This is a genomic window from Phycisphaeraceae bacterium (assembly GCA_019636675.1).
In the GTDB taxonomy this organism is placed as follows: Bacteria; Planctomycetota; Phycisphaerae; order Phycisphaerales; family UBA1924; genus JAHBXC01.
Genome location: JAHBXC010000001.1, coordinates 1054049 through 1073737, shown reverse-complemented (window position 1 = coordinate 1073737; position 19689 = coordinate 1054049). Strand labels below are relative to the sequence as shown.

The 19689-nt window shown below is 68.6% G+C and carries 20 protein-coding genes; 2 read left to right on the top strand and 18 right to left on the bottom strand.

Features of this window, described 5'->3' with window-relative positions; translation table 11 throughout:
- Window positions 1-69 precede the first annotated feature (69 nt).
- The gene (locus KF684_04640; GenBank protein MBX3352199.1) at window positions 70-801 is read right to left on the bottom strand and encodes a response regulator transcription factor; all 732 of its coding nucleotides are present in this window, start codon (window positions 799-801) and stop codon (window positions 70-72) included.
- Between the two features lie 454 nt (window positions 802-1255).
- Here KF684_04640 and KF684_04635 point away from each other — a divergent pair, with 454 nt between their 5' ends.
- On the top strand, window positions 1256-2518 hold the full coding sequence (locus KF684_04635) for a hypothetical protein (protein MBX3352198.1): 1263 nt from the start codon (window positions 1256-1258) through the stop codon (window positions 2516-2518).
- Window positions 2519-2666: 148 nt separating this feature from the next.
- Window positions 2667-3275 carry a hypothetical protein gene (locus KF684_04630; protein ID MBX3352197.1) on the top strand — a complete coding sequence of 203 codons (609 nt, stop codon included), beginning with the start codon at window positions 2667-2669 and terminating at the stop codon, window positions 3273-3275.
- 60 nt (window positions 3276-3335) lie between these two features.
- On the opposite strand, the gene acs is transcribed toward KF684_04630, so the two are convergent.
- From acs to KF684_04545, 17 genes are all read right to left on the bottom strand, one after another.
- The gene (gene acs / locus KF684_04625; protein MBX3352196.1) at window positions 3336-5366 is read right to left on the bottom strand and encodes an acetate--CoA ligase; all 2031 of its coding nucleotides are present in this window, start codon (window positions 5364-5366) and stop codon (window positions 3336-3338) included.
- Between the two features lie 118 nt (window positions 5367-5484).
- Entirely contained in the window at window positions 5485-6285 is an 801-nt protein-coding gene (locus KF684_04620; GenBank protein MBX3352195.1) for a hypothetical protein, read from the bottom strand.
- Window positions 6282-6965: a hypothetical protein gene (locus KF684_04615; GenBank protein ID MBX3352194.1), complete on the bottom strand. Its 684-nt coding sequence runs from the start codon at window positions 6963-6965 to the stop codon at window positions 6282-6284. The genes KF684_04620 and KF684_04615 overlap by 4 nt, the downstream gene beginning before the upstream one ends.
- A gap of 155 nt (window positions 6966-7120) precedes the next feature.
- Complete coding sequence (locus tag KF684_04610; protein MBX3352193.1) at window positions 7121-7786, bottom strand: hypothetical protein; 666 nt, start codon at window positions 7784-7786, stop codon at window positions 7121-7123.
- Window positions 7787-7820: 34 nt separating this feature from the next.
- Complete coding sequence (locus KF684_04605; protein ID MBX3352192.1) at window positions 7821-8480, bottom strand: hypothetical protein; 660 nt, start codon at window positions 8478-8480, stop codon at window positions 7821-7823.
- 34 nt (window positions 8481-8514) lie between these two features.
- Complete coding sequence (locus KF684_04600; GenBank protein MBX3352191.1) at window positions 8515-9192, bottom strand: hypothetical protein; 678 nt, start codon at window positions 9190-9192, stop codon at window positions 8515-8517.
- 37 nt (window positions 9193-9229) lie between these two features.
- Window positions 9230-9877 carry a hypothetical protein gene (locus tag KF684_04595; GenBank protein ID MBX3352190.1) on the bottom strand — a complete coding sequence of 216 codons (648 nt, stop codon included), beginning with the start codon at window positions 9875-9877 and terminating at the stop codon, window positions 9230-9232.
- Between the two features lie 209 nt (window positions 9878-10086).
- Window positions 10087-10743 carry a hypothetical protein gene (locus tag KF684_04590; protein MBX3352189.1) on the bottom strand — a complete coding sequence of 219 codons (657 nt, stop codon included), beginning with the start codon at window positions 10741-10743 and terminating at the stop codon, window positions 10087-10089.
- Between the two features lie 332 nt (window positions 10744-11075).
- Entirely contained in the window at window positions 11076-13199 is a 2124-nt protein-coding gene (locus KF684_04585; protein ID MBX3352188.1) for a hypothetical protein, read from the bottom strand.
- A gap of 44 nt (window positions 13200-13243) precedes the next feature.
- The gene (locus KF684_04580; protein MBX3352187.1) at window positions 13244-13918 is read right to left on the bottom strand and encodes a tetratricopeptide repeat protein; all 675 of its coding nucleotides are present in this window, start codon (window positions 13916-13918) and stop codon (window positions 13244-13246) included.
- Window positions 13915-14475 carry a type II secretion system protein M gene (locus KF684_04575; GenBank protein MBX3352186.1) on the bottom strand — a complete coding sequence of 187 codons (561 nt, stop codon included), beginning with the start codon at window positions 14473-14475 and terminating at the stop codon, window positions 13915-13917. Before KF684_04575 ends, KF684_04580 begins: the two co-directional genes overlap by 4 nt.
- Window positions 14472-16067, bottom strand: coding sequence for a hypothetical protein (locus tag KF684_04570; protein ID MBX3352185.1), 1596 nt, complete (start codon window positions 16065-16067; stop codon window positions 14472-14474). Before KF684_04570 ends, KF684_04575 begins: the two co-directional genes overlap by 4 nt.
- The gene (locus KF684_04565; protein ID MBX3352184.1) at window positions 16064-16717 is read right to left on the bottom strand and encodes a hypothetical protein; all 654 of its coding nucleotides are present in this window, start codon (window positions 16715-16717) and stop codon (window positions 16064-16066) included. The genes KF684_04570 and KF684_04565 overlap by 4 nt, the downstream gene beginning before the upstream one ends.
- A 92-nt stretch (window positions 16718-16809) precedes the next feature.
- Entirely contained in the window at window positions 16810-17679 is an 870-nt protein-coding gene (locus KF684_04560) for a hypothetical protein (protein ID MBX3352183.1), read from the bottom strand.
- Window positions 17679-18611 (bottom strand): prepilin-type N-terminal cleavage/methylation domain-containing protein, encoded by a 933-nt coding sequence (locus KF684_04555; GenBank protein MBX3352182.1) that lies wholly within the window; start codon window positions 18609-18611, stop codon window positions 17679-17681. The genes KF684_04560 and KF684_04555 overlap by 1 nt, the downstream gene beginning before the upstream one ends.
- Window positions 18608-19246, bottom strand: coding sequence for a hypothetical protein (locus KF684_04550; GenBank protein ID MBX3352181.1), 639 nt, complete (start codon window positions 19244-19246; stop codon window positions 18608-18610). Before KF684_04550 ends, KF684_04555 begins: the two co-directional genes overlap by 4 nt.
- A 1-nt stretch (window position 19247) precedes the next feature.
- Complete coding sequence (locus tag KF684_04545) at window positions 19248-19661, bottom strand: type II secretion system protein GspG (GenBank protein MBX3352180.1); 414 nt, start codon at window positions 19659-19661, stop codon at window positions 19248-19250.
- Window positions 19662-19689: the final 28 nt, after the last annotated feature.

The window sequence follows — 19689 nt, the reverse complement described above, 5'->3', positions numbered from 1 at the left end:
TGGGGGCGCCGGCCCGCGTCAAGCGCCCCGGGGGCGAGGCGGCTCGAGCGACGAAGGGTGAAGCGGCAATCATCGCTGCGACGAGTGCGCCTTCGGGGACGATTCGCCCGCCTGGGCCAGCGGCACGATCCGGTACCCCACGCCGCGGACCGTCCGGATCATCTCGGCGAACGCGCCCAGCTTGCGACGGACAGCGGCGATATGGACATCGATGACCCGGTCGGTGACCGCGATGCCGGGGCCCATCGCGAAATCGACGAGCTGGGCGCGGCTGAGCGTTCGGCCCTGTGCCTCGACCAGCGCGCACAGCAGCCGGTATTCGGTGGGGGTCAGCTTGAGGACCTCGCCCTCGATGCTCGCCTCGTGGGCGGCCAGGTCGAGCGTGAGGGGCCCGATCGAGACATTCTCCGAGAGGGGCGAGGCCGAGGCGCGCCGGAGGACGGCGTCCACGCGTGCCTTGAGCACCTTCATCGAGAACGGCTTGGTGATGTAGTCGTCCGCTCCGAGGGAGAGCCCGACGACCTGGTCCGCTTCGGCGGCCCGCGCGGTCAACATAATGATGGGAACCCTGGCGGTCCGGGGGTTCGCACGGAGTCGTCTGGCGACCTCGGTGCCGGGGAGTCCGGGCATCATGAGGTCGAGAATGACCAGATCGGGGGGAAACTCGGTGGCGGAGCGGAGGGCCTCGTCGCCGTTGTGGGCCTGGCGGACGTGGTGGCCGGCGGCCTCGAGGTTGACGGAGAGGAGTTCGACGAGGTCGCGCTCGTCATCGACGACCAGGATGGTGGAAACGTCTGCCATCGTCTTTCGCCATCAGGGTTTACGACGATTTCCAGAGTGGGGAACCGCCGCGACCCGGGGGTGGAGGGCTCGGGTGAGCCGGGTCCGGTCTTCATAAAGATGGTAAAGAGGGCCGGGCGTCGCGAACAGGGCCGGGAGGGCTGGAAAGGGGGTTCTGGAGCTGAATTCACGAAACCTACATGTTCGGGGGGCGTTGGTCCGACAATTCTGCCTCGGGAGAGTTTGCGTTGACTAAACTTCCCGGTATAGTGTGCACTCGCTTGAGCCGAAGTTCCGATAGTGACACTTGCTGGTTGGCCTGAATCGCCGGAGGCGTGAGGACCCCAGCTCGTCAGAGATAGAAGTCAGGAAATGGCCGCCGCGTCGGCGCGCCGGACCCAACAGTCACCAACGGGTCAGAACAACGAATGTCGGACGCACACGCGTTTTCGCGTCCGCAGAGGAGAAGTCTCGCATGTCTCACACGAAGCTTGTGATGCTCGCTGGCGCCGCGATGGGTCTCGGCGGCGTCGCGCTCGCTGGCCAGTCCTGGTCCAGCAACAACGCGGACGAAGTCCGCGCCCTTGTCGCCGAGATGATGAACGACGCGCAGACCCGCTCGTCGCTTCTTCAGAGCGGCAACACCGCCGGCCACGACGGCAAGTTCTTCCTCGGCTCCGCCGATGGCAACTTCAAGCTGAACGTCGGCGGCCAGATCCAGTTCCGTTACATCTACAACTTCCGCGACGACTCTGAGGCCGTCATCGGCGAGGACGAGGACAACACCCTCGGCTTCCAGACCCGTCGCACGAAGCTGTGGTTCAACGGCCACATCTTCGACCCCAACCTCTACTACAACATCACCGGCGCGTTCAACCGCAACGGCGGCAGCTTCGAGGCCGAGGATGTCTATGTCGGCTACAAGTTCGACAACGGCATGGACCTCCGCTGGGGCCAGTTCAAGGCCCCGTTCACCCGCGAGGAGACCGTCAACAGCACCCGCCAGCTGGCCGTCGAGCGCTCGAACCTCAACTCCATCTTCAGCCTCGGCCGCGTGCAGGGCGTCCAGCTCGCCTACGACGCCGAGCAGTTCCGCTTCAAGGGCATGTTCTCCGACGGTTCGGAGCTCTTCCCCAGCAACGGTTCGGCGAACTCTGACTTCAACGACGACCCCTCGGACTTCGCTCTGACCGGTCGCGTTGAGTTCCTCGCCTCCGGCGACTGGAACCAGTTCGACCAGTTCACCTCGTGGCGCGGCTCCAGCAACGCCCTCATGGTCGGCGCCGCCCTGCACTGGCAGGACGCGTCGCGCGAGCAGGGCCGTCCCAACAACGAGCTCTTCGCCTACACCCTCGACATCTCCTGGATGGCCGACGGCTGGAACCTCTACGGCGCCTTCGTCGGCAGCAGCGTCGACGTGGACGGCGGCCCGACCGTCGATAACTACGGCTTCCTCCTTCAGGGCGGCGTGTTCGTCTCTGACGACTGGGAGCTCTTCGCTCGCTGGGACATGGTCTTCGGCGACGACGACGTGTTCGCCAACGACGAGTACACCGAGATCACCCTCGGCGCCAACTACTACATCCACAAGCACGCCGCGAAGTTCACGGTCGACCTGGTCTGGGCTCTCGACGAGTCCGCCGGCGCTCCCGCCAACACCTCCACCGGTCGCGGCATGCTGCCCTCCGGCGAGGAAGATCAGTTCGCGATCCGCGCTCAGTTCCAGCTCGTCTTCTGAGTTGATCTGAACGCCAGACCGTCTGACCCAGCGTCAGACGCCTGACAGCATCTCCGACCGGCCGGCTCCTCTGGAGCCGGCCGGTTCTTTTTTTCGGCGCCTCGCCCGCCCACTCGACGACGCACGCGCGTTCCCGTAGTCTCCATGCATGCCCCCAGAACCTGCCCAGCCCACGATTACGCTCCCTTCGACGCTCGTCGGGCCGGGGCTTCCCATGCCGGGCACAGCGGCTCCCGGCGCCCAGGGGGCGGCGCCCGTCGAACTGGCGGCGGCGATCACCGGGATCGCCCCGCCCCCCATCCCAACGGTGAACCGGCTCGTCGAGCTGCGCACCTCGTACTGGCAGAACGTCGTGCGCGAGATGCTCGCCGCGTTCTCGATCCTCACCCATCGCATGCCAGAGATCGCCGACGGGCGCGTCTCGATCGTCACGACCCTGGGGGAGCGCATCCCCCTCGCCGGCGTCGAGCCGCTCTTCCCCTGCACCGTCGTGAACGACCCGCGCGAGCGCCAGCTCTGCATCGCCGTGCAGTGCACCGTGTTCAACATCCGCACCCCGCTGGGTGAAGTGGTCACCATCCCCCTGCACGAGATCGTCAGCGTGCGCGTCTTGTCCGACGAGCTGATGCGCGAGTTGGAAGAGGCGTTCAACACCTCCGGCGCCAACGGCGAGAAGGGCGAGCCCTTCGGCTTCGCGGCGTTCACCTCGCTGGCGAAGCAGCCCGAGTCGAAAGAGAAAAACACCACGCGCGCCTGACCAGTTCTCTCTTCTCTCTTCCCTGCTCCCCACTCCCTGCTCCCTGCTCCCTTCTTCCCCTCACTCCTCTTCCCGCAATCTCGCCAGCACGCCGATGTCCTCGAGGGTCGTCGTGTCGCCGACGGTCTCTGTCCCGCTGGCGATGTCGCGCAGCAGGCGGCGCATGATCTTGCCCGAGCGCGTCTTGGGCAGCGTCGCGGTGAAGCGCAGCAGGTCGGGCTTGGCGATCGCGCCGATCTCCTTTGCGACATGCTCGCGCAGTTCCTTGCGGAGTGCGTCGTGGTCCGACGCGCCGGCGGAATCCTTGAGCGTCACGAACGCGGCGATGCCGGTGCCCTTGATCTCGTGGGGCATGCCCACGACCGCCGCCTCGGCGACGGCGGGGTGGCTCACGAGCGCGCTCTCGACCTCCATCGTCCCGAGCCGGTGCCCGCTGACGTTGATGACATCGTCGACGCGCCCCATGATCCAGAAATAGCCGTCGGTGTCGCGCCGCGCGCCGTCGCCGGGGAAGTAGTAGGGGTGGCCGCCCTCGGTGACGATGCGCGTCCAGTAGGTGTCGAGGAAGCGCTGGCGGTCGTGCAGGATGCCTCGCAGCATCGCGGGCCAGGGCGCGCGGATCGCGAGCAGGCCGCCTGTGTCGTCGGCGATCTCTTCGCCGCGCTCGTCGACGATCGCCGCGTCGACGCCGAGCATCGCCAGGGTGCACGAGCCGGGCTTGGTGGGCGTCGCGCCGGGCAGGGGGGTGAGCATGTGCCCGCCCGTCTCGGTCTGCCACCAGGTGTCGACGATGGGGCAGCGCCCCTTGCCGATGACGCGGTGGTACCACATCCACGCCTCGGGATTGATCGGCTCGCCCACGGTGCCCAGCACGCGCAGCGACGAGAGGTCGTGCCTCGCGACATGCTCGTCGCCCCACTTCATGAACGAGCGGATCGCCGTGGGCGCGGTGTAGAACTGCGTGACCTTGTGGCGCTCGACGATCGCCCAGAAGCGCGATGGGTCGGGGAAGTTCGGCGCGCCCTCGTAGAGCAGCGTGGGCACGCGGTTGGGCATGACGCCGTAGACGATGTAGGAGTGGCCCGTGATCCAGCCGATGTCGGCGGTGCACCAGTAGACCTGACCCTTGCCCGGGTGCAGGTCGAAGGTGAGGCGGCTGGTCATGGCGGTGAAGACCATGTAGCCCCCGGTGGTGTGCATGATGCCCTTGGGCTTGCCCGTCGTGCCGCTGGTGTAGAGGACGAAGAGCAGGTCCTCGGAGCCCATCGGTTCGCAGGGGCACTCGTCGCTGACGCCCTGCATGAGGTCGTGCCACCAGTGGTCGCGTTTGTTGCCGTTCTCGCCCGTGCGATCGTGATGCCACGCGACATCGTTCGAGCAGCGCTGCACGACGATGACATGGTCGACGACGCCGGTCTGCGCGCAGGCGGCGTCGACGTTGTCCTTGAGGGGGACGATCTGCCCGCGCCGCCACCCGGCGTCGGCGGTGACGAGCACGCGGCTCTTCGCGTCGACGACGCGATCGGCGATCGCCTGCGCCGAGAACCCGCCGAAGATGATCGAGTGCGCCGCGCCGAGGCGCGCGCACGCGAGCATCGCGATCGCCAGCTCGGGGATCATGGGCATGTAGAGCGTGACGATGTCGCCCTTCTTCACGCCCAGGGATTTCAGCACATTGGCGAAGCGCGAGGTCTCGCGCTGCAGGTCGCGGTAGGTGAGCCGGCGCACCTCGGGCTGCCCGCTGGGAAGGGCGGGCTCGCCCTCCCAGATCAGCGCGACCTGATCGGCGTGGCCGCTCTCGACATGGCGGTCCACGCAGTTGAAGCACAGGTTGGTCGTCGCGCCGACGAACCACTTCGTGTCGTAGGGGCGTTTGGGGTCGAACTCGCGGACGGTCTTCCAGGGGGTAAACCAGTGCAGCTCGCGCGCGACCTCATCCCAGAAGCCATCCGGGTCGGCGAGCGAACGCGCGTGCAGCTCGCGGTAGCGCTCCATCGACCCGATCCTCGCCCCGGCGGCGAAGTCGGCCGGGGGCGGGAAGACCCGAGACTCGTGGAGCAACGACTCGATGTCGGAGGAATGGTCGGGCATGGCGTGCTCTCGGTGCGATGAAGGGTTCCGCTGCAGGATAGCAAGCCCTCTACGAAAGCACCCTCGCCGGGGCGAGGGTTTCGTGCGCGTCAAGAATGGCATGGTTGACGCTCGGCGCTCAGCGACGACGACGACGCACCGAGATCGCAAGGCCGGCGCACACCGCCCACGAGACGCCCGGCGCAGGGATCAGCAACGCGTTCGGGACATCGAAGATGGGTTCGCTTGTCGTGATCCCGATCTGGATGCTGCTCCCGACCCCTCCGAGATAGGTGGCGTCCGCCGACACAGTGGCGCGCAGCAGCCAGAAATCACCCTGTGCGGAGATGCTTTGGCGCCAGTCTTCGCCCGGGACCGGCGTTGCGAACCAGACTCCGCGGAGCGAGCTACTTTCCAGATCGACGGAGCCAGGGAGCACGCTGATCGAATCCGCGAGCGACGCTTGGAATGTGAGGTAGGTATCGAACTCGGCCGCGGGAGACACGGGATAGGTCAGCGGATTCGGCGCGAAAGGACCCGACGCAAGCGAATCGTTGTACATGGCGCCGTCGGTCAGAATCGTGAAAGGGCCCAGGACAGGATTCGACGCGGAACCCATGTTGATCGCGTTTACGAGAGTGCCCGGCTCTCCGAAAAGGAACAGATCGAAGGTCCGCCATTGTCCAGCGAGCCCTGTGGCTTCACCGGTCACGGTGTTTGTGGAATTGTCAACCTCCCGCCAGCCCACGCCGGTCAGCGGGTTACTGGTGTTGCCAGCGAACGCCTGCGCCTCGAAAGTGAGAAGGAGGAGCGCTGTCAGTTGAGTGCACCGTCTCGCTGCGCGTGCGAGCGTGAATCGCGCCGCGTTCATTCGATCCTGGTTTTTCATCGTGATCTCTCTCGTGCTTCCTGAAATTCCGTGATTGCGAGAAGCCTTCATGCCCGCCTGCGTCCCAGCAGCAACGCGCCGGTGATCAGCACGGCTGCGCCGGCGGGCGAGGGGATGTTCGGCACTTCGAAGTACGGCACGCCGGCGCTACCGAGTCCAACCTGGATCATCCCGCGGAGGTAGGTGAAGTCGGTGAGCGTGATGCGCAGGGCGTGGATGCTGTCCCCGGGGTCGACTTGAAATCCCCCTAAGGGAAGCCATACCCCGCGGAGTTCCCCGTTGTTGTCGCCCGTCAGATCGATCGAGTTGGGAACGACCAGAATGTCTTCCCCCCCGAACTCGAGACGCGTGTCGAAGGCGAGCGCCGGGAAGAGATCGATCACGGCGGGCAGCGGGGGGGTATCGCCCCCGAACGCGTGGTTGAACACCACGCCGTCGGTCTCGATGAACGGCTGCGGGTCATCGATCGCCGGATTGGGCGCGAAGCCCATATTGAACCCGGTCACCACAGCGCCGCTGCTGCCCAGATTGAAGTACAGGTCGAAGGTGCGATAGCCGGTCAGGTCAGCGCCGGAGCCATCGCTGACGCCCTGATTGTCGACTTCAACCCAGGTGAATCCTCTGACGATCGTCCCGGCGTGGGCCAACGGCGCGATGATCGCGACGGCGACGACCGCCGAAGCACCCGCGCACAGCGAAACGACTTCACCGGCATGAGTCCGTGTCTTCATGGTGTTTCTTCCTCCATCGCGGGCCCGCCTCCTACAGAGGGCGTCGCGAGCATGGTGTTTGGCGGCACGCCACGGGCGGCGGATCCGGCCGGGCGCCTCGATTCAGCCGTCGGCGCTCTGCCGACGCGGGTGGGCGGTTTGCACGCGAGGGTCCATCAGCGCCGGCGTCGCGCCGCCGCGAACGACGCGAGCGCGAGCGTCGCGACGCTCGCAGGGGTTGGGACGATCGAGCGGGGGATCGCGTAGGTCCGCTCGAAGCCGACGAAGCCGATCTCGAGTTGCGAGCCGTTGCCGCCCAGGAAGGTCGCGTCGTCGCTGACGGTGATACGCAGCAGCCGGAGGCGCTCGAAGGGGTCGAGCTCGATCGGCGGGATCGTGAACCAGGTGGCGCGGAGTTCGCCGTTGTTGTTCCCGGTGAGATCGACGGAGTTCGGCACGGTCGAGACTGGCCGATCGCCGAGCGCGAGATAGGTGTCGAACTCGAGCGCCGGGAAGGCCGGGATCAGCGCCGGGTTCGGGGGCGTGTCGCCGCCGAACGCGTGGTTGTAGACCGTGCCGTTGGTGAGGAGCACATTCGGATCGAACAGCGGATTGGCCGCGTACCCCATGTTGACGCCGTTGACGGCCGCGCCCTGGTCGCCCGCGACGAAGTACAGGTCGAGGGTGTACGCGAAATCGACGGGGATAGGCGAGGGCCCGCCCAGCGGCCCGTAGCGGACGAACTGCCACTCAAGGCGCCCATCCGAGATCCCGGCGTGCGACAGCGGCGCGATCGCGAGGAGACCCGTGACGAGCGACACAGCAGACGGTGCGATTCGCATGGCTTTCCTTTCCGATGTCGTGCGACGCTGCGGCTCAGCCCCGGCGCCGGCGCGCGGCAACGAGCGACGCGAGACCGAGCGCCAACGCGCCGCCCGGCGTTGGCACAGATTGGACCGGCGGGATCGAGAACACCTGCTCGAAGCCGACGAAGTTGACCTCGAGCTGCGATCCAGAACCGCCCAGGAAGGTCGTGTCGTCGCCGACCGTGACGCGGAGGATGCGGAGACGCTCGTTGGCGAGCAGTTCGATCGGAGGTTGGGTAAACCAGGCGCCGCGCAGCATGCCGCCGTTCCCGCTGAGGTCGACGGACCCGCCGACGAACGCGGGCAATGTGTCGCCGAGGGCGAGATATGTATCGAACTCGAGCGCCGGGAACGCGGGGAGGAACACGGGGTTGGGGGGGCCATCGCCCCCGAAGGGGTGATTGAACACCGTGCCGTCGGTGGCGAGAAAGTAGGGCGTGATCGAAGTGATCCCCATATTCATGCCACTGATCTGGGCGCTCGCCGAGCCGGCGGTGAAGTAGAGGTCGAAGGTGTACCAGGCATCGCCCGGGACGGGGGACGGCCCGTTGAGCGGGCCGAAGCGGACGAACTCCCACTGCAGGCCCCGGCCGGAGATCCCGGCGTGCGAGAGCGGCGCGATCGCGAGGAGACCCGTGGCGAGCGCCAAAGCAGACGGTGCGATTCGCATGGCTTTCCTTTCCGATGTCGTGCGACGCTGCGGCTCAGGCCCGGCGCCGGCGAGTGGCGGCGAAGGCGCCCAGCGCGAGCACGCCGGCGGCGCCCGGGGCTGCTGGCTCAGATCTCACCCTGGGAACCTTGAACACCTCCTCGAAGCCGGTGAAACTGACCTCGATCGCCGAGCCGTTACCACCGAGGAAGGTGGCAGTATCGCTGACCGTGAAACGGCCGACGAAGAGGCTGCCGCCCGCGGCGACGACCTGCGGGGGCTGAGTGAACCAGGTGCCGATGAACTCGCCGTTGGCGCCGCTCAGGTTGACCGAGCCGGGAACATCGGCGTACGCGCCGTTGCCGACCGCGAGGTAGGTGTCGAACGCGAGGGCGGGGAACGCCGGGAAGAGAGCCGGGTTCGGGGACGAGTTGCCGCCGAGCGCGTGGTTGAACACGGCTCCGTCGGTGAAGATGCGGTACGGCGCCAGGTTGGGGTTCGCGGCGGTGCCCAGGTTGAACCCGTTGACGCTCATGCTCTGATCGCCGGCGTTGAGGAACAGGTCAAAGGTAAGGAAATTGGAGAGGTTGGCGCCGGAGCCATCAGAGATGCCGCCGTTATCAACCTGGGCCCAGGAAAAACCACGCCCGTAAACTCCAACTCCGGCGTGCGACAGCGGTGCGATCGCGAGGAGACCCGCGACGAGCGACAAAGCAGACGGTGAGATTCGCATGGTGCTCTCCTTTTCGGATTTCGCGTGAAGGCGCATGTCAGGCCCGACGGCGGCGAGTGGCGGCGAAGACGCCCAGCGCGAGCACGCCGGCGGCGCCCGGGGCCGGGATGAAGAAGTCTCGCACGCCGTCGGTGAAGCCGATCTGGATGCGCCCCCGGATGTCTTCGGTGGAATCGCTGACGGTGAGACGGAGCAGGCGCAGAGACTCTCCGTTGGCGACGGCGAGGGGTGGCTGGGTGAACCAGACGCCGCGGATCTCGCCGTTGTTGGCGCCGGTGAGGTCGACGGAGTCGGGCACGACAGCGATGGTCGCGTCGCCGAGCATGAGGTAGGTGTCGAACTCGAGCGCCGGGAAAGCCGGGAACAGGCCGGGGTTAGGGGGCACATCGCTTCCGAAGGCGTGGTTGAAGACCGTGCCGCCGATGACGCGCAGGAAGTAGTTGTCGAGGGCCGGGTTGGGCGCGAAGCCCATGTTGACCCCGTTGACGAGGGCGGTGTCGCCCGAGGTGTTCTCCCAGAACAGGTCGAAGGTGCGGAACGACGCGAGGTTCGCGCCGGTCCCGTCGGACACGCCGCCGTTATCGACTTCGACGAAGGACAGTGCGCCGAAGCCGGCGGGGCCTGCGGGCGCGACGGCGCTCGCGAGCGCGATGGCTGCGATCGAAACAAGGGCGGAACGCTGCATGGTGGATCTCCTCTCGTGCGCTGTGACGCGCGTGCCCCGGGATCAACATCGCGCACCCCGCGACGCCGAGCCGGATAACCGTGTTCAAGGTACCACGGCGCGAGGGAGAAACAAGAGGAAGTGGTGGGTTGAGCGCACAAAAAACAACCGACGGGCCCTTGCGGACCCGTCGGTGTGATCTTGCAATCAGTTCCGATCGTCAGGCCGTATTAGCGGCGACGACGGGCAGCGACGAGACCGCCGAGGCCCATGAGCGCGAAGGCGCCGGGGGTCGGGATCGCGTTGCCGATGGAGAACACCTGCTCGAAGCCGGTGAAGCCGACCTCGATCGCCGAGCCGTTGCCACCGAGGAAGGTGGTGTTGTCGCTGACCGTGAAACGGCCAACGAGGAGGCTGCCGCCGGCGCCGACGACCTGCGGGGGCTGGGTGAACCAGGTGCCGATGAACTGGCCCGCGAACGCGCCGGAAGCGGTCAGGTTGACCGAGCCGGGGACGTCAGAGAACGCGCCGTTGCCGACCGCGAGGTAGGTGTCGAACGCGAGGGCGGGGAACGCCGGCACGAGGGCGGGGTTCGGGGACGAGTTGCCGCCGAACGCGTGGTTGAACACGGCGCCGTCGGTGAAGATGCGGTACGGGGCCAGGTTGGGCGTCGCGGCGGTGCCCATGTTGAACCCGTTGACGCTCATCTGGGCAGAGCCAGCGTCGAGGAACAGGTCGAAGGTGCGGAAGCCGGACAGGTTGGCGCCGGAGCCGTCAGAGACGCCCCCGTTGTTGACCTCGGCCCAGCGGAAGCCACGACCCTGGATGCCCGCGAGGGCGGAACCCGCAACGGCGAGGCCGGCGGTAAGAGCAATCATACGAACCATGCGCAGTCTCCTCTCAGAAGAATCTCTTTCTCTCCATCAACTTGCGGCCGCCTACGCTGTCAAACGCGGGCCGGGTTGAGGGCAGCGAACATCGCTTCCAGACACGATGAATGTATCACAGAATTCGCTGGAGTGGAAGCCCCGGCTCGCCAGAATTCGAAAATTTCCGGGGATAGGCCCGGGGTTTGAACCGGTCATGCCGCCTGTCGGGTCAGGCCCGGAAAACACGCCATAAAAACGCGATCCGGCAGGTCCGATCGCCCCGGGCGGCGCCGGGCCGTCATCAAATATTCATACTTTGTTCGGTATTCACTGGCGCTGAGAGCGTGGGATTAGGGGGTCGCCTGCCCGAACGCCGAGAGCACCAGGTTCAGATCCGCGAAGTTCACGATGCCGTCGTTGTTCAGGTCGCCCGGGAGCGATCCGGGGGGCCCGGAGAGCCCGAAACCCGACAGAACGATGTTCAGATCGGCGAAATTCACCACCCCGTCCCCGTTCGCGTCGCCCGGGAGGGCGATCCGGGGGCCCAGGAACAGGACCGCCTCGTACGGCTCGATCGTCCCGGGGGCGCGCTCGTAGCGGAGCAGGGCGTTGACGATCAGGCCGCCAGACGCGAAGCCGGAGCGAGGGCTAGTCGTTTCGCGCCCGGGGATCTGGCTCTGGAGGACCTGCCCGGCGTGGAACCCGCCCGACGCGACGGAATCGGCGTCGGCGAGCGTCAGACGCGCGATGGTGTAGGGGGTCTGGCTGTTGACGCCAGTGACGCGCTGGCCCGTGGTCAGCAGCAGCTCGAGCGAGTACTGGCCGCCCGAGTCGCGCACGGCGCGGAACAGCCCCGTCTTTCGCCCCGGGCCCGTCGCGCCGGGCTCGCCCGAAGACGCCGGTCGCTCGTCGTCCCAGACGCCCACGAAATAGATGTTGCCGAGCAGGTCGACCCCGGGCGAGGAGATGGACGCCGGCGACTGCGACGCCAGCGCGCCCAGACGCGTCGCGCCGGTTTCATCGCGAGGGCGATCGAACACGGCCATGCCCGGGTGGGCCGCGACCGTCCAGACGAACGACGAGCCGGTTCGCGTCGCGACGGCGAGGAACTCGCGCGCCGCGGCGGCGCTCGCGCCGGGGTCGGTCGCGACGGCGGCGAGGACGAGCTCGCCGGTCGAGGTCTGCCCGACGCCCGCCTGGCCGCTGGGCCCTCGGAAGCTGATCTGGCTGAGGAAGTGCGTGAACTCAGCGTTGCCCGACGCGTTGGCGATGTACGAATCGGGCCCGGTGATCGACTGGGGCAGTGTCGCGAGGACCGCTGAGCCGGGCGCGACGGTGGGCAGCGCGCCGGGCGCTGCCGGGGAGCGCAGCCCGAAGGCGTTGATCGCGTTCACGCGCGTCGAGCCGGTGGGCAGCGCGAGCGTCGCGACGACGCCCATATCGGCGCTGAGCGCCGCGCCGATGGATCGCGAGGGGTTGCCTCGCAGCCCGGCGACGCCCGGCGCCCGGTGCGCCGAGGTCGACACGGAGGCGCCGACGGCTTCGCGCCCGATCGTCAGGTGGCCCCGGAAATCCAGGGCGATCGTCGCGGACGACGACGCGAGCACGCCCGGTGCGAGCGGCGCGAAGACGCCCACCGGGGTGTTGAGGGTGACGGTCGAGTTGTTGATGAGGAAACGGGTCGCGCCGCCCGCCGCCAGCGTGCCGTTCGCGCCGGTGGGGGAGCCGCTGAGGTTGACGAGCAGGTTGATCGACGTCGCGGCGCCCGGGGTGACGCTGCGATCGCTGAGCGAGACGCTGAGAGCGTTCTCGCCCTTCACATTGGCGAAGCCGAGCGTCGCGCCGAAGTCGTCGGCGCGAAGGTAGACGTTCCCGCCCTCGTCGACAGCGCCGAGCGAGAGCGTGGAGGAATCGGGGCTGGTGTTCTCGATGCGGCTGACGATCGCGGTGGTGCGCTCGACGAACAGCCGCGCGAGGTTGGACGCGTCCTGCCCCACGATCGCGCCGACGATCGAGCTGGGCATGGTCAGGTCGCCCGGCTCGAGGCCGAAATCGCTGAACGCGACGCCGAAGGCACGCGCGAAGCCCGTCGAGTTGATGGAGATCGGCGTGGCGTTCTCGTCGGTGTTGACGCCCTGCCCGGGGGCGTTCCACGACGAGAAGGGGGTGGCCGGGATCGTCACGCCGGTCCTGTGGGCGGCGGAGATCGCGCTCGCGCCCAGGGCCTGGGTCGAGAAGAGCGGGTCGACGCTGCGCGACGCCTTGAGCACGGGTCCGACGAAGAAGGGCGTCCCCCACGCCGACACGACCGGCGCCATGTCCAGGATGTAGCGGGTGCGCTGGAGGTCGGGGTGGGTCGACGCGATCGCGTCGGAGCGCCCCGGGGTGCTCGCGACGCTGTCCTGGGCGAGCGCGCCGCAACCGGCGGCGAGACCCGCGAGCGCGGCCAGCGTCATGGCGCTTCTGCGATCCATCCCTGCTTCCTTCTACGCGACCGGGCGGCCCGCGGATCGCCGGCTCAGCGGTTCGAGAACGACCCGGCGCGGTTCGTGAAGGTCGGCTGGTTCAGCTCGGCCTCGATCCGGACGCTCTGGAGCTCGAGCCAGTCGCGCCAGCGCGGCTCGCGCTCGAGCATCAGCGCCATCTTCACGATGTCGAGCGACGACTCGTTGTAGCGACGCAGCGTCCAGGCGGCCTTGGCGGCGCCCCGGAGCGCCGGGAGGAACTTCCCGTCGCGCTGCAACGCCGTCTGGTAGTGCGTCATCGCGTCGGCAGGGTAGCCGGCCTTGTCCCAGGTGAGCCCGAGGTTGAACGCCGGGCGCGGGTCCTGGGGCGCGAGCTCCTGCGCGTTCGCGAAGCACTCGGCGGCCTCGAGGTATCGCTGCTCCCGGAGCATCAGCACGCCCATGTTGTTCCACGCGGCGGGGAAGTCGCGGTAGGCCTCGACCGCCTTCTGGTAGGACGCGATCGCCAGCTGGGGCTTCCCGTCGCGCTGGTGGCGCTGCGCCTCGGCGACGAACGCCACGGCGCGGTTCAGGTCGGCCGAGATGTCCCGGCTGTCGCCCAGATCGACGCGCCCGCTCCTGGGCTGCTGGGCGCACCCGCCCAGCGCGAGCCCGATCGCGAGCCCGGCGCCGGCGAGCGAAAGCGCGAGGGTCTTCTTCGGGCGTGCGAATGTGTTGATCGTGTTCACTGCTTGAGCTCCCAGCGCGAGAAGACCACTTCGATGTTCCAGCCCGTGGTTCGGTTCGGGGTGGCTTTGAAATCCTTGACGTACATCCCCTCCGCCTGGCGGAGGGTCGTTTCGATCCAGCGCAGCACGGCGCTCATCTCCTGCCCGTTCACGCGCGCCATGATGTTCTTCCGCACCAGCGTGCCCCCGAACTGCTCGTCGTCGCGCTGCTGCGTGAGCTGGGGGCGCGGCGAGAGGCCGGCCTGATCGGCGCTCGAGCTGATCGACGAGAGAAGGGTGGGGAGCGGGCGATAGATCGCGTCCTCGGCCGGGGCGCGCTCGGCGCTGCCTCTGGTGCGCTCGATCTCGGACGCGAGGCGCTGCACGTCGCGGGCCTCGTTGACGGCACGATCGCGGCGCGCCTCGGCGGCGGCGACGCCCTTGGAGGCCCAGAGCGTGAAGATCACCGCGCCGATCAGCAGGGCCGCAGAGAACGCGACGATCGCCGTCGGACGGTTGGCGCGCTCGGCGCTCATCGCGAGGGGGCGCAGCATGGGCTCTTGTTCGCGGATGCTCATCGTGCGCTCTCCGTGCGCGCCCACTGCCCGGTGAGCTTCCAGTCCTGGATGTTCTGCCCGATCTCGCGCACGAACTGGACATTCCAGTCGATCTGTCCCGGGGTGCGGCGCAGGATCTCGCGCAGGCGCTCGCCGGTTTCGAAGTTGGGCAGTCGCACCGTCGCGTTGGGGAGCGTCTCGTTGAGATGGAAGTCGGTGAAGAACAGGCCTTCTGGGCCCAGCTCGTTGAGAGCGCCGAGCAGGCGCTCGATCTCGTCGAGGACGGGGCGCGCCGGGGCCGGGTCGGTGATCTGGGGTCGGTCCTTGCGCAGGCGCTGCAGCTCGGACTCGAGGGCGCGGGCGCGATCGGGGTTGTTGCGCAGCTCGGGCGCGACCTCCTCGACGCGGATCGCCGAAGCGCTCTGGACCTGCGCCGCCGCTTCGGTCAGGCGGGTGCGCTTCTCGAGCGCGCGCCAGCCGACCGCGAAGATCGCGACGGCGAGCAGGCCCGTCGCGACGCCCGACCATGTGTACAGCGTCGCGTGCGCGCGCCCTCGCCTGCGCGAGAGCGAGACGAGCGTGCGCGTCGGGTCGTCGTCGGCCGGGAGGGACCGCTCCTCGCGCTGCGCGAACGCGCGCAGCGTCGCGCCGATGGGGTCGTTTTGCGTCGTCGCGTCGACCGTGAGGTCGGGCCAGCGTTCCTCGAGCGTGCGCGAAAGGTCCTTCGCGTCGGCCCCGACGACGCGCACCCTCGTTGGGCTCTGCCCCAGGTGCGTCGACCAGGTCAGCCAGTCCAGCGCGAGGCGCGACGCGGCGACCGGGAACCAGTCCTCGCTGTTCCACTGCGCGCCCTGTCCCCCGGCGCCGCCGGGGCCGTCGAAGCCGGCGCGACGGACCGAGAGCTCGCCCGCCGCGACAAGCGACCCGCGGCGCGACCACGACCAGAGCAGACGCCCGGAATCCTCGAGGATCACGGCTTCGAGCGCGCCGATGTCGCGCGCCTCGACGCTCGCGTCGGCGTCCTCGCCGCCGGGCGCATCGGCGCCGGACGGTCCCCACGCCGACACCATCGAGTGCCACAGCGACTGGGCCACGCCAACGCTGACGGAGCGACGGTCGAGCTGATCCAGGAAGATCCGCACGAGGGAGTCGGGCGACGCGAGCACCGCCGTGCGCACGCTCGCGCCCGGCTGCGCGCCGTCGGCGTCGGGCTTGTTTCGTTTGAGGAAGCGCTCGATGGTGGGGCTGGACAGCGCCCTGGGCTTTCCGGCGGCCCGCGCGAGGGGCTGCATCGTGCCGCGCATCGCGAGCGCGTCGTAGTTGACGGCGCTGGCGCGCATGGCGGCGGCGACGACTTCCGGATCGGCGCTCGGGGCCGACGCGAAGACGCAGGCGGCGTCCTCGACATCCACGATGAGGACCGCGAGACGCTTGTCGGCGCCGAGCTGGGTCGCGACCCAGTGGGCCGCCTGCGACGCGCGGTCGCGCAGCGCGAACGCGTCGATCTCGGCGTCGGGGGGCGTCGCCGGGGCGCGCCAGACCGCTTCGCCGGCGCCGGTGAGCAGGCGCGCTTCGGAGAGGTCTTCGCGGATCCAGGCGGTGTGGAGGGTCATCGGGGCGCGGTCCTGGGCCGGGTCGTGGGCGCGCGCCGACCGGCGCCGAAGGGGTCCTCGTCGAAGACGCCCGAGTCGCTCGCGTTGGGCGAGACGCCGGTCAGCGTCGCGCCTCGCGTGGTCTCGCCGCGCTTGATCTCGTGAACGCGCCGGCCCTGCGAGATGATGATTTTCTCGGGGGTGATGCGCTCGATGGTGTAGTCGTCCTGGGTGTAGCCCTCGCCGACGAGTCGCTGGATCGCGCCGACGGCGATGATCGCCATGGGCACGCCGCCGGAATCCATCTTGGCGATGTAGCGCCACGAGGGGGCGAACCCGCCCGAGCGCGAGGCCGGCTCATCGCCCGATTCGACGCCCTGCTGCTCGGCGAGCCGTCGGGCTTCCTCCTCGAGCATGCGCTGGCGGTTGGCGCGCCACTGGGCCAGCTCGGGCTGGGCTTCCTCAGCGAGGCGGACCGCGTTGGCCAGGCGCGACCAGTCCTGCCGGCCGATCGCTTCGGTGGGGTGGACGCGCTTTTTCTGCTGCGTTTCGGTCGCTATCTCCGGCTGGAGCGTCCGGGGGTCGATCTCGACGCGAGGCTTGGGCAGCAGGAACAGGATGACCGCAGCCGCCCCTGCGAGCGCGGCGGCGCCCAGGGCGACTTTCGTCATCCGGGCGGCTTCGCTCTGTCTGAGTGGCAGTGATCCCATGGTCTTATCCTTATGTCGTCGCGCGGGCGTCGGTGCGTTCGACGCGACCCGTCTTACCGCTGTTCCCCCGCCCGCCCGGCCCGTGCCCCTTGCCCGACCCCGCCAGACGGCGCGCCCCGACCGGTCGGATTGTCCCAGGCGTTCTCGGTCGGTCCCGTAAGCGGACGACCCAGAAGCGCCGCGGCTTCGTCGTCGTCGACCTCGCGCCACTCGACGAGCTGCGGCCTCGACGCGTTCACGCCGCCGGCGTCGATGTACGACGCGAAGCGCATCACGCCTGCCTTGTCCTCGACTTCCACCACCATGCGCAGGAAGGTCGGCTCGAACGCGACCAGACGGAGGATCTCGGCGATCTTCTCGTTGTCGTACCCGGTGTCGACGAGGATCTGGCGCATCGACGCCTGGTCGAGGCGCTGGCGCGCCCTGGCGACCGAGAGCGTCTGGCCCAGGTCGCTGCCGTCGGGCGCCAGCGACTCGAGCAGCGCGACGGGCGCGCTGTTCACGCTGATCTGGGGCGGCCCGAGTCTGCGGAACAGCTCCGGGCGGTTCGCGGGGATTCGCAGCAGGTACTTCTCGAAGGCCTCGCGGTTGGCCGGGGGTTCGTTGCGCACATCCGCCTTGGCCAGACCCTGCCCGTCGATGAGAAACACGACGATGCGCCGCCCCCCCGGGAGCTCGAAGCGGTGCGCCGGCGTCTCGGGCGAGGCGATGCGCGACAGGTCGCGCAGGCCCTGACGTGAGAGCCAGAGCCGGATGACGGCGCGCGCGCCCTGCACGTCGTGGTGCCTGTGGTAGCTCTCGACCTGCTGCTGCACGATGAGCTGCTGCGTGCCCGATCGCTGCAGCGCCGACGCGATGACCAGCGAGCCGGCGAAAATCAGCAGGATGATCGTGGGCATGACGAACGCGCGCCTGGGGGTCATCACTGCACACCCCCCGTCGTGATCGAGGGCTCGAACAACCAGTCGATGGAGCGACCGGTCGAGAGCAGCGCGCGCAGGCGGATGGCCTTGGGGAACTCGGCCGGGGTCTCGGCGCTGATCGCGGCCTTCCACACGCCGCCCTTGTCGTCGTCTTCGGGCTGGCCTCTGCCGAGAGCGTTTCGCGTGAAGAGCGACTTGCCGGCCTCGTCGCCGCGCACGAGGACCTGCCACTCGAGGGCCATGACGCCGTCGAGGAGGTCGATCGGCTCGCCCTCGGGGAGGATGGGCCTGTAGACGAGCGCCCAGCCCTTGCGCCGCGGCTCGACCTCGAAGGCCCCTCGCACGAAGAGCGCCGACGCCGGCGCGCCCGGCGCGGGCTGGGCGAGCATGGTGAGTTCGAGGCGCGAGGGGGCGTTGGCGTTGGAGGTGGTGAGCACGCCCGAGGGCTCGAGCACGAACATGGACTTGGGGAAGATGACGCGCCCGAAGCCGTCGAGGGTGAGCGGCTCGTTCTTGCCGCGATCGTCCTTGTACTGGCCCTGGAGGCCGTGGAGCATCGGGTTGAAGCGCTTGGCCATCTCGTCGCGCAGGGCGTTGTTCCCGTCGTCGGGTCGCTCCTCGCGGGGTCGGGCTTCGTCGCGGCTGATGCCGGTGGAGCGCTCGATCATCTCGGCGCTGTCGATGGGCGCTTTGGCGACCATGGTCTGCATCGCGCGCCGGACGATGGTGTGGGCGAAGGCGGTGTCGCTCGCCTCGCGGAAGCGGTCGCTCTGGAAGCGGTCCATGCGCTCCATCATGCCGAAGACGCCCATCGCCGCCAGCAGGACGACCGCGCCGATCGCGGTGGCCATCATCAGCTCGAGCGCGGTGAAGCCCCGCCGCGACGCGCGCGTCGCGCTCCGGGCGCCGGGATGGATCGTGCGTCGGGTCATCGTCCCTGCAGCTGCCTCTCGAAGCGTTCCTGCTCGGCCTTCTGGCGCTGGGTCTGGATCATCTGGTCGATCATCATCTGCATCTCGGGCTGGTTCTCGAACGCCTTGCGCAGGTGCGTCAGCATCTGCATGCTGTCGGCGTCGCCGAAGGGATCGAACACGCGCGAGAGCACGGCGACCGTGTCGCGGAAGCCGTCGGGCCTCTCCCAGTCGACGCGCACCGTGATCAGCAGCAGGCGCCCTCGCAGGATCTCGGTCGAATCGAGCTGCGCAACATTGCGGCTCTCGCGCCGGTCGACGCCCGCCTCGGCCGCGCCCGGCTCCTGCAGCAGCGCCTCGGCGCCCGCCGCGTAGTGGAACCGCCGGTTCCCGATCTCGATGGGCAGGTGGGTGGGGGGCAGCGAGTCCGGGTCGTCCATGTACTGCAGGATCAGCCGGTGCGCCACCTCGTACGCGTCGAGGCGCGCCTCGTCGCGCATCGACAGGCGCTCGATGAGCGAGAACGCCCCGGTGATCGCGGCCGCGGCCATCGCGAGGATCACCGCCGAGAACACGACCTCGAGAAAGGTGACACCCGTTCGGCGCACCGGGCGACGAATCGGGGAGGTCAGGATGAGGCCCGACCCCTGCGTCATGTCACTGGATCTCCCACGAGCGGATGTCGTCCGCCGTGCCGTACTCGCCGTCTTTGCCCTTGCTGATGATCTCGTACTCGCGCCCCTGCTGGCCGGGGTGGAAGTAGACGAACGGCCTCTTCCAGCCGTCGAGCGGCTCTTTCTCAAGGAAGCGAGGGATGAGCGGCTGGAGCTGCTCGGCGGTCGTCGGATACGCCCCGGTCTGCACATAGAAAGCGCGCAGCGCGCGCTCGATGGTCTGGATGCTGGTCTTTGTGGCGTTCTCGCGCGCCGTGTCGGCCTGGCCGGTGACGGCGATCGCCGCGACCGTGGCGAGGACGCCCAGGATCACGAGCACGAGCATCAGCTCGAGCAGCGTGAACGCGCGAACGACGGGGGAGGGGTGACGACGACGGGACGCGAGTGAGGAAGCCATGAAGAAGCCGCTCCAACCTGAAGGACGC

Excerpts from the sequence above, each read along its gene's own strand:
- KF684_04605 (MBX3352192.1), bottom strand. The coding sequence starts at position 8,480 with ATGCGAATCGCACCGTCTGCTTTGGCGCTCGCCACGGGTCTCCTCGCG.
- KF684_04595 (MBX3352190.1), bottom strand. The coding sequence starts at position 9,877 with ATGCAGCGTTCCGCCCTTGTTTCGATCGCAGCCATCGCGCTCGCGAGC.
- KF684_04565 (MBX3352184.1), bottom strand. The coding sequence starts at position 16,717 with ATGACGAAAGTCGCCCTGGGCGCCGCCGCGCTCGCAGGGGCGGCTGCG.
- KF684_04550 (MBX3352181.1), bottom strand. The coding sequence starts at position 19,246 with ATGACGCAGGGGTCGGGCCTCATCCTGACCTCCCCGATTCGTCGCCCG.
- KF684_04630 (MBX3352197.1), top strand. The coding sequence starts at position 2,667 with ATGCCCCCAGAACCTGCCCAGCCCACGATTACGCTCCCTTCGACGCTC.
- KF684_04545 (MBX3352180.1), bottom strand. The coding sequence starts at position 19,661 with ATGGCTTCCTCACTCGCGTCCCGTCGTCGTCACCCCTCCCCCGTCGTT.
- KF684_04615 (MBX3352194.1), bottom strand. The coding sequence starts at position 6,965 with ATGAAGACACGGACTCATGCCGGTGAAGTCGTTTCGCTGTGCGCGGGT.
- acs (MBX3352196.1), bottom strand. The coding sequence starts at position 5,366 with ATGCCCGACCATTCCTCCGACATCGAGTCGTTGCTCCACGAGTCTCGG.
- KF684_04575 (MBX3352186.1), bottom strand. The coding sequence starts at position 14,475 with ATGAGCATCCGCGAACAAGAGCCCATGCTGCGCCCCCTCGCGATGAGC.
- KF684_04610 (MBX3352193.1), bottom strand. The coding sequence starts at position 7,786 with ATGCGAATCGCACCGTCTGCTGTGTCGCTCGTCACGGGTCTCCTCGCG.
- KF684_04635 (MBX3352198.1), top strand. The coding sequence starts at position 1,256 with ATGTCTCACACGAAGCTTGTGATGCTCGCTGGCGCCGCGATGGGTCTC.
- KF684_04640 (MBX3352199.1), bottom strand. The coding sequence starts at position 801 with ATGGCAGACGTTTCCACCATCCTGGTCGTCGATGACGAGCGCGACCTC.
- KF684_04560 (MBX3352183.1), bottom strand. The coding sequence starts at position 17,679 with ATGACCCCCAGGCGCGCGTTCGTCATGCCCACGATCATCCTGCTGATT.
- KF684_04590 (MBX3352189.1), bottom strand. The coding sequence starts at position 10,743 with ATGGTTCGTATGATTGCTCTTACCGCCGGCCTCGCCGTTGCGGGTTCC.
- KF684_04570 (MBX3352185.1), bottom strand. The coding sequence starts at position 16,067 with ATGACCCTCCACACCGCCTGGATCCGCGAAGACCTCTCCGAAGCGCGC.
- KF684_04620 (MBX3352195.1), bottom strand. The coding sequence starts at position 6,285 with ATGAAGGCTTCTCGCAATCACGGAATTTCAGGAAGCACGAGAGAGATC.
- KF684_04600 (MBX3352191.1), bottom strand. The coding sequence starts at position 9,192 with ATGCGAATCTCACCGTCTGCTTTGTCGCTCGTCGCGGGTCTCCTCGCG.
- KF684_04555 (MBX3352182.1), bottom strand. The coding sequence starts at position 18,611 with ATGACCCGACGCACGATCCATCCCGGCGCCCGGAGCGCGACGCGCGCG.
- KF684_04585 (MBX3352188.1), bottom strand. The coding sequence starts at position 13,199 with ATGGATCGCAGAAGCGCCATGACGCTGGCCGCGCTCGCGGGTCTCGCC.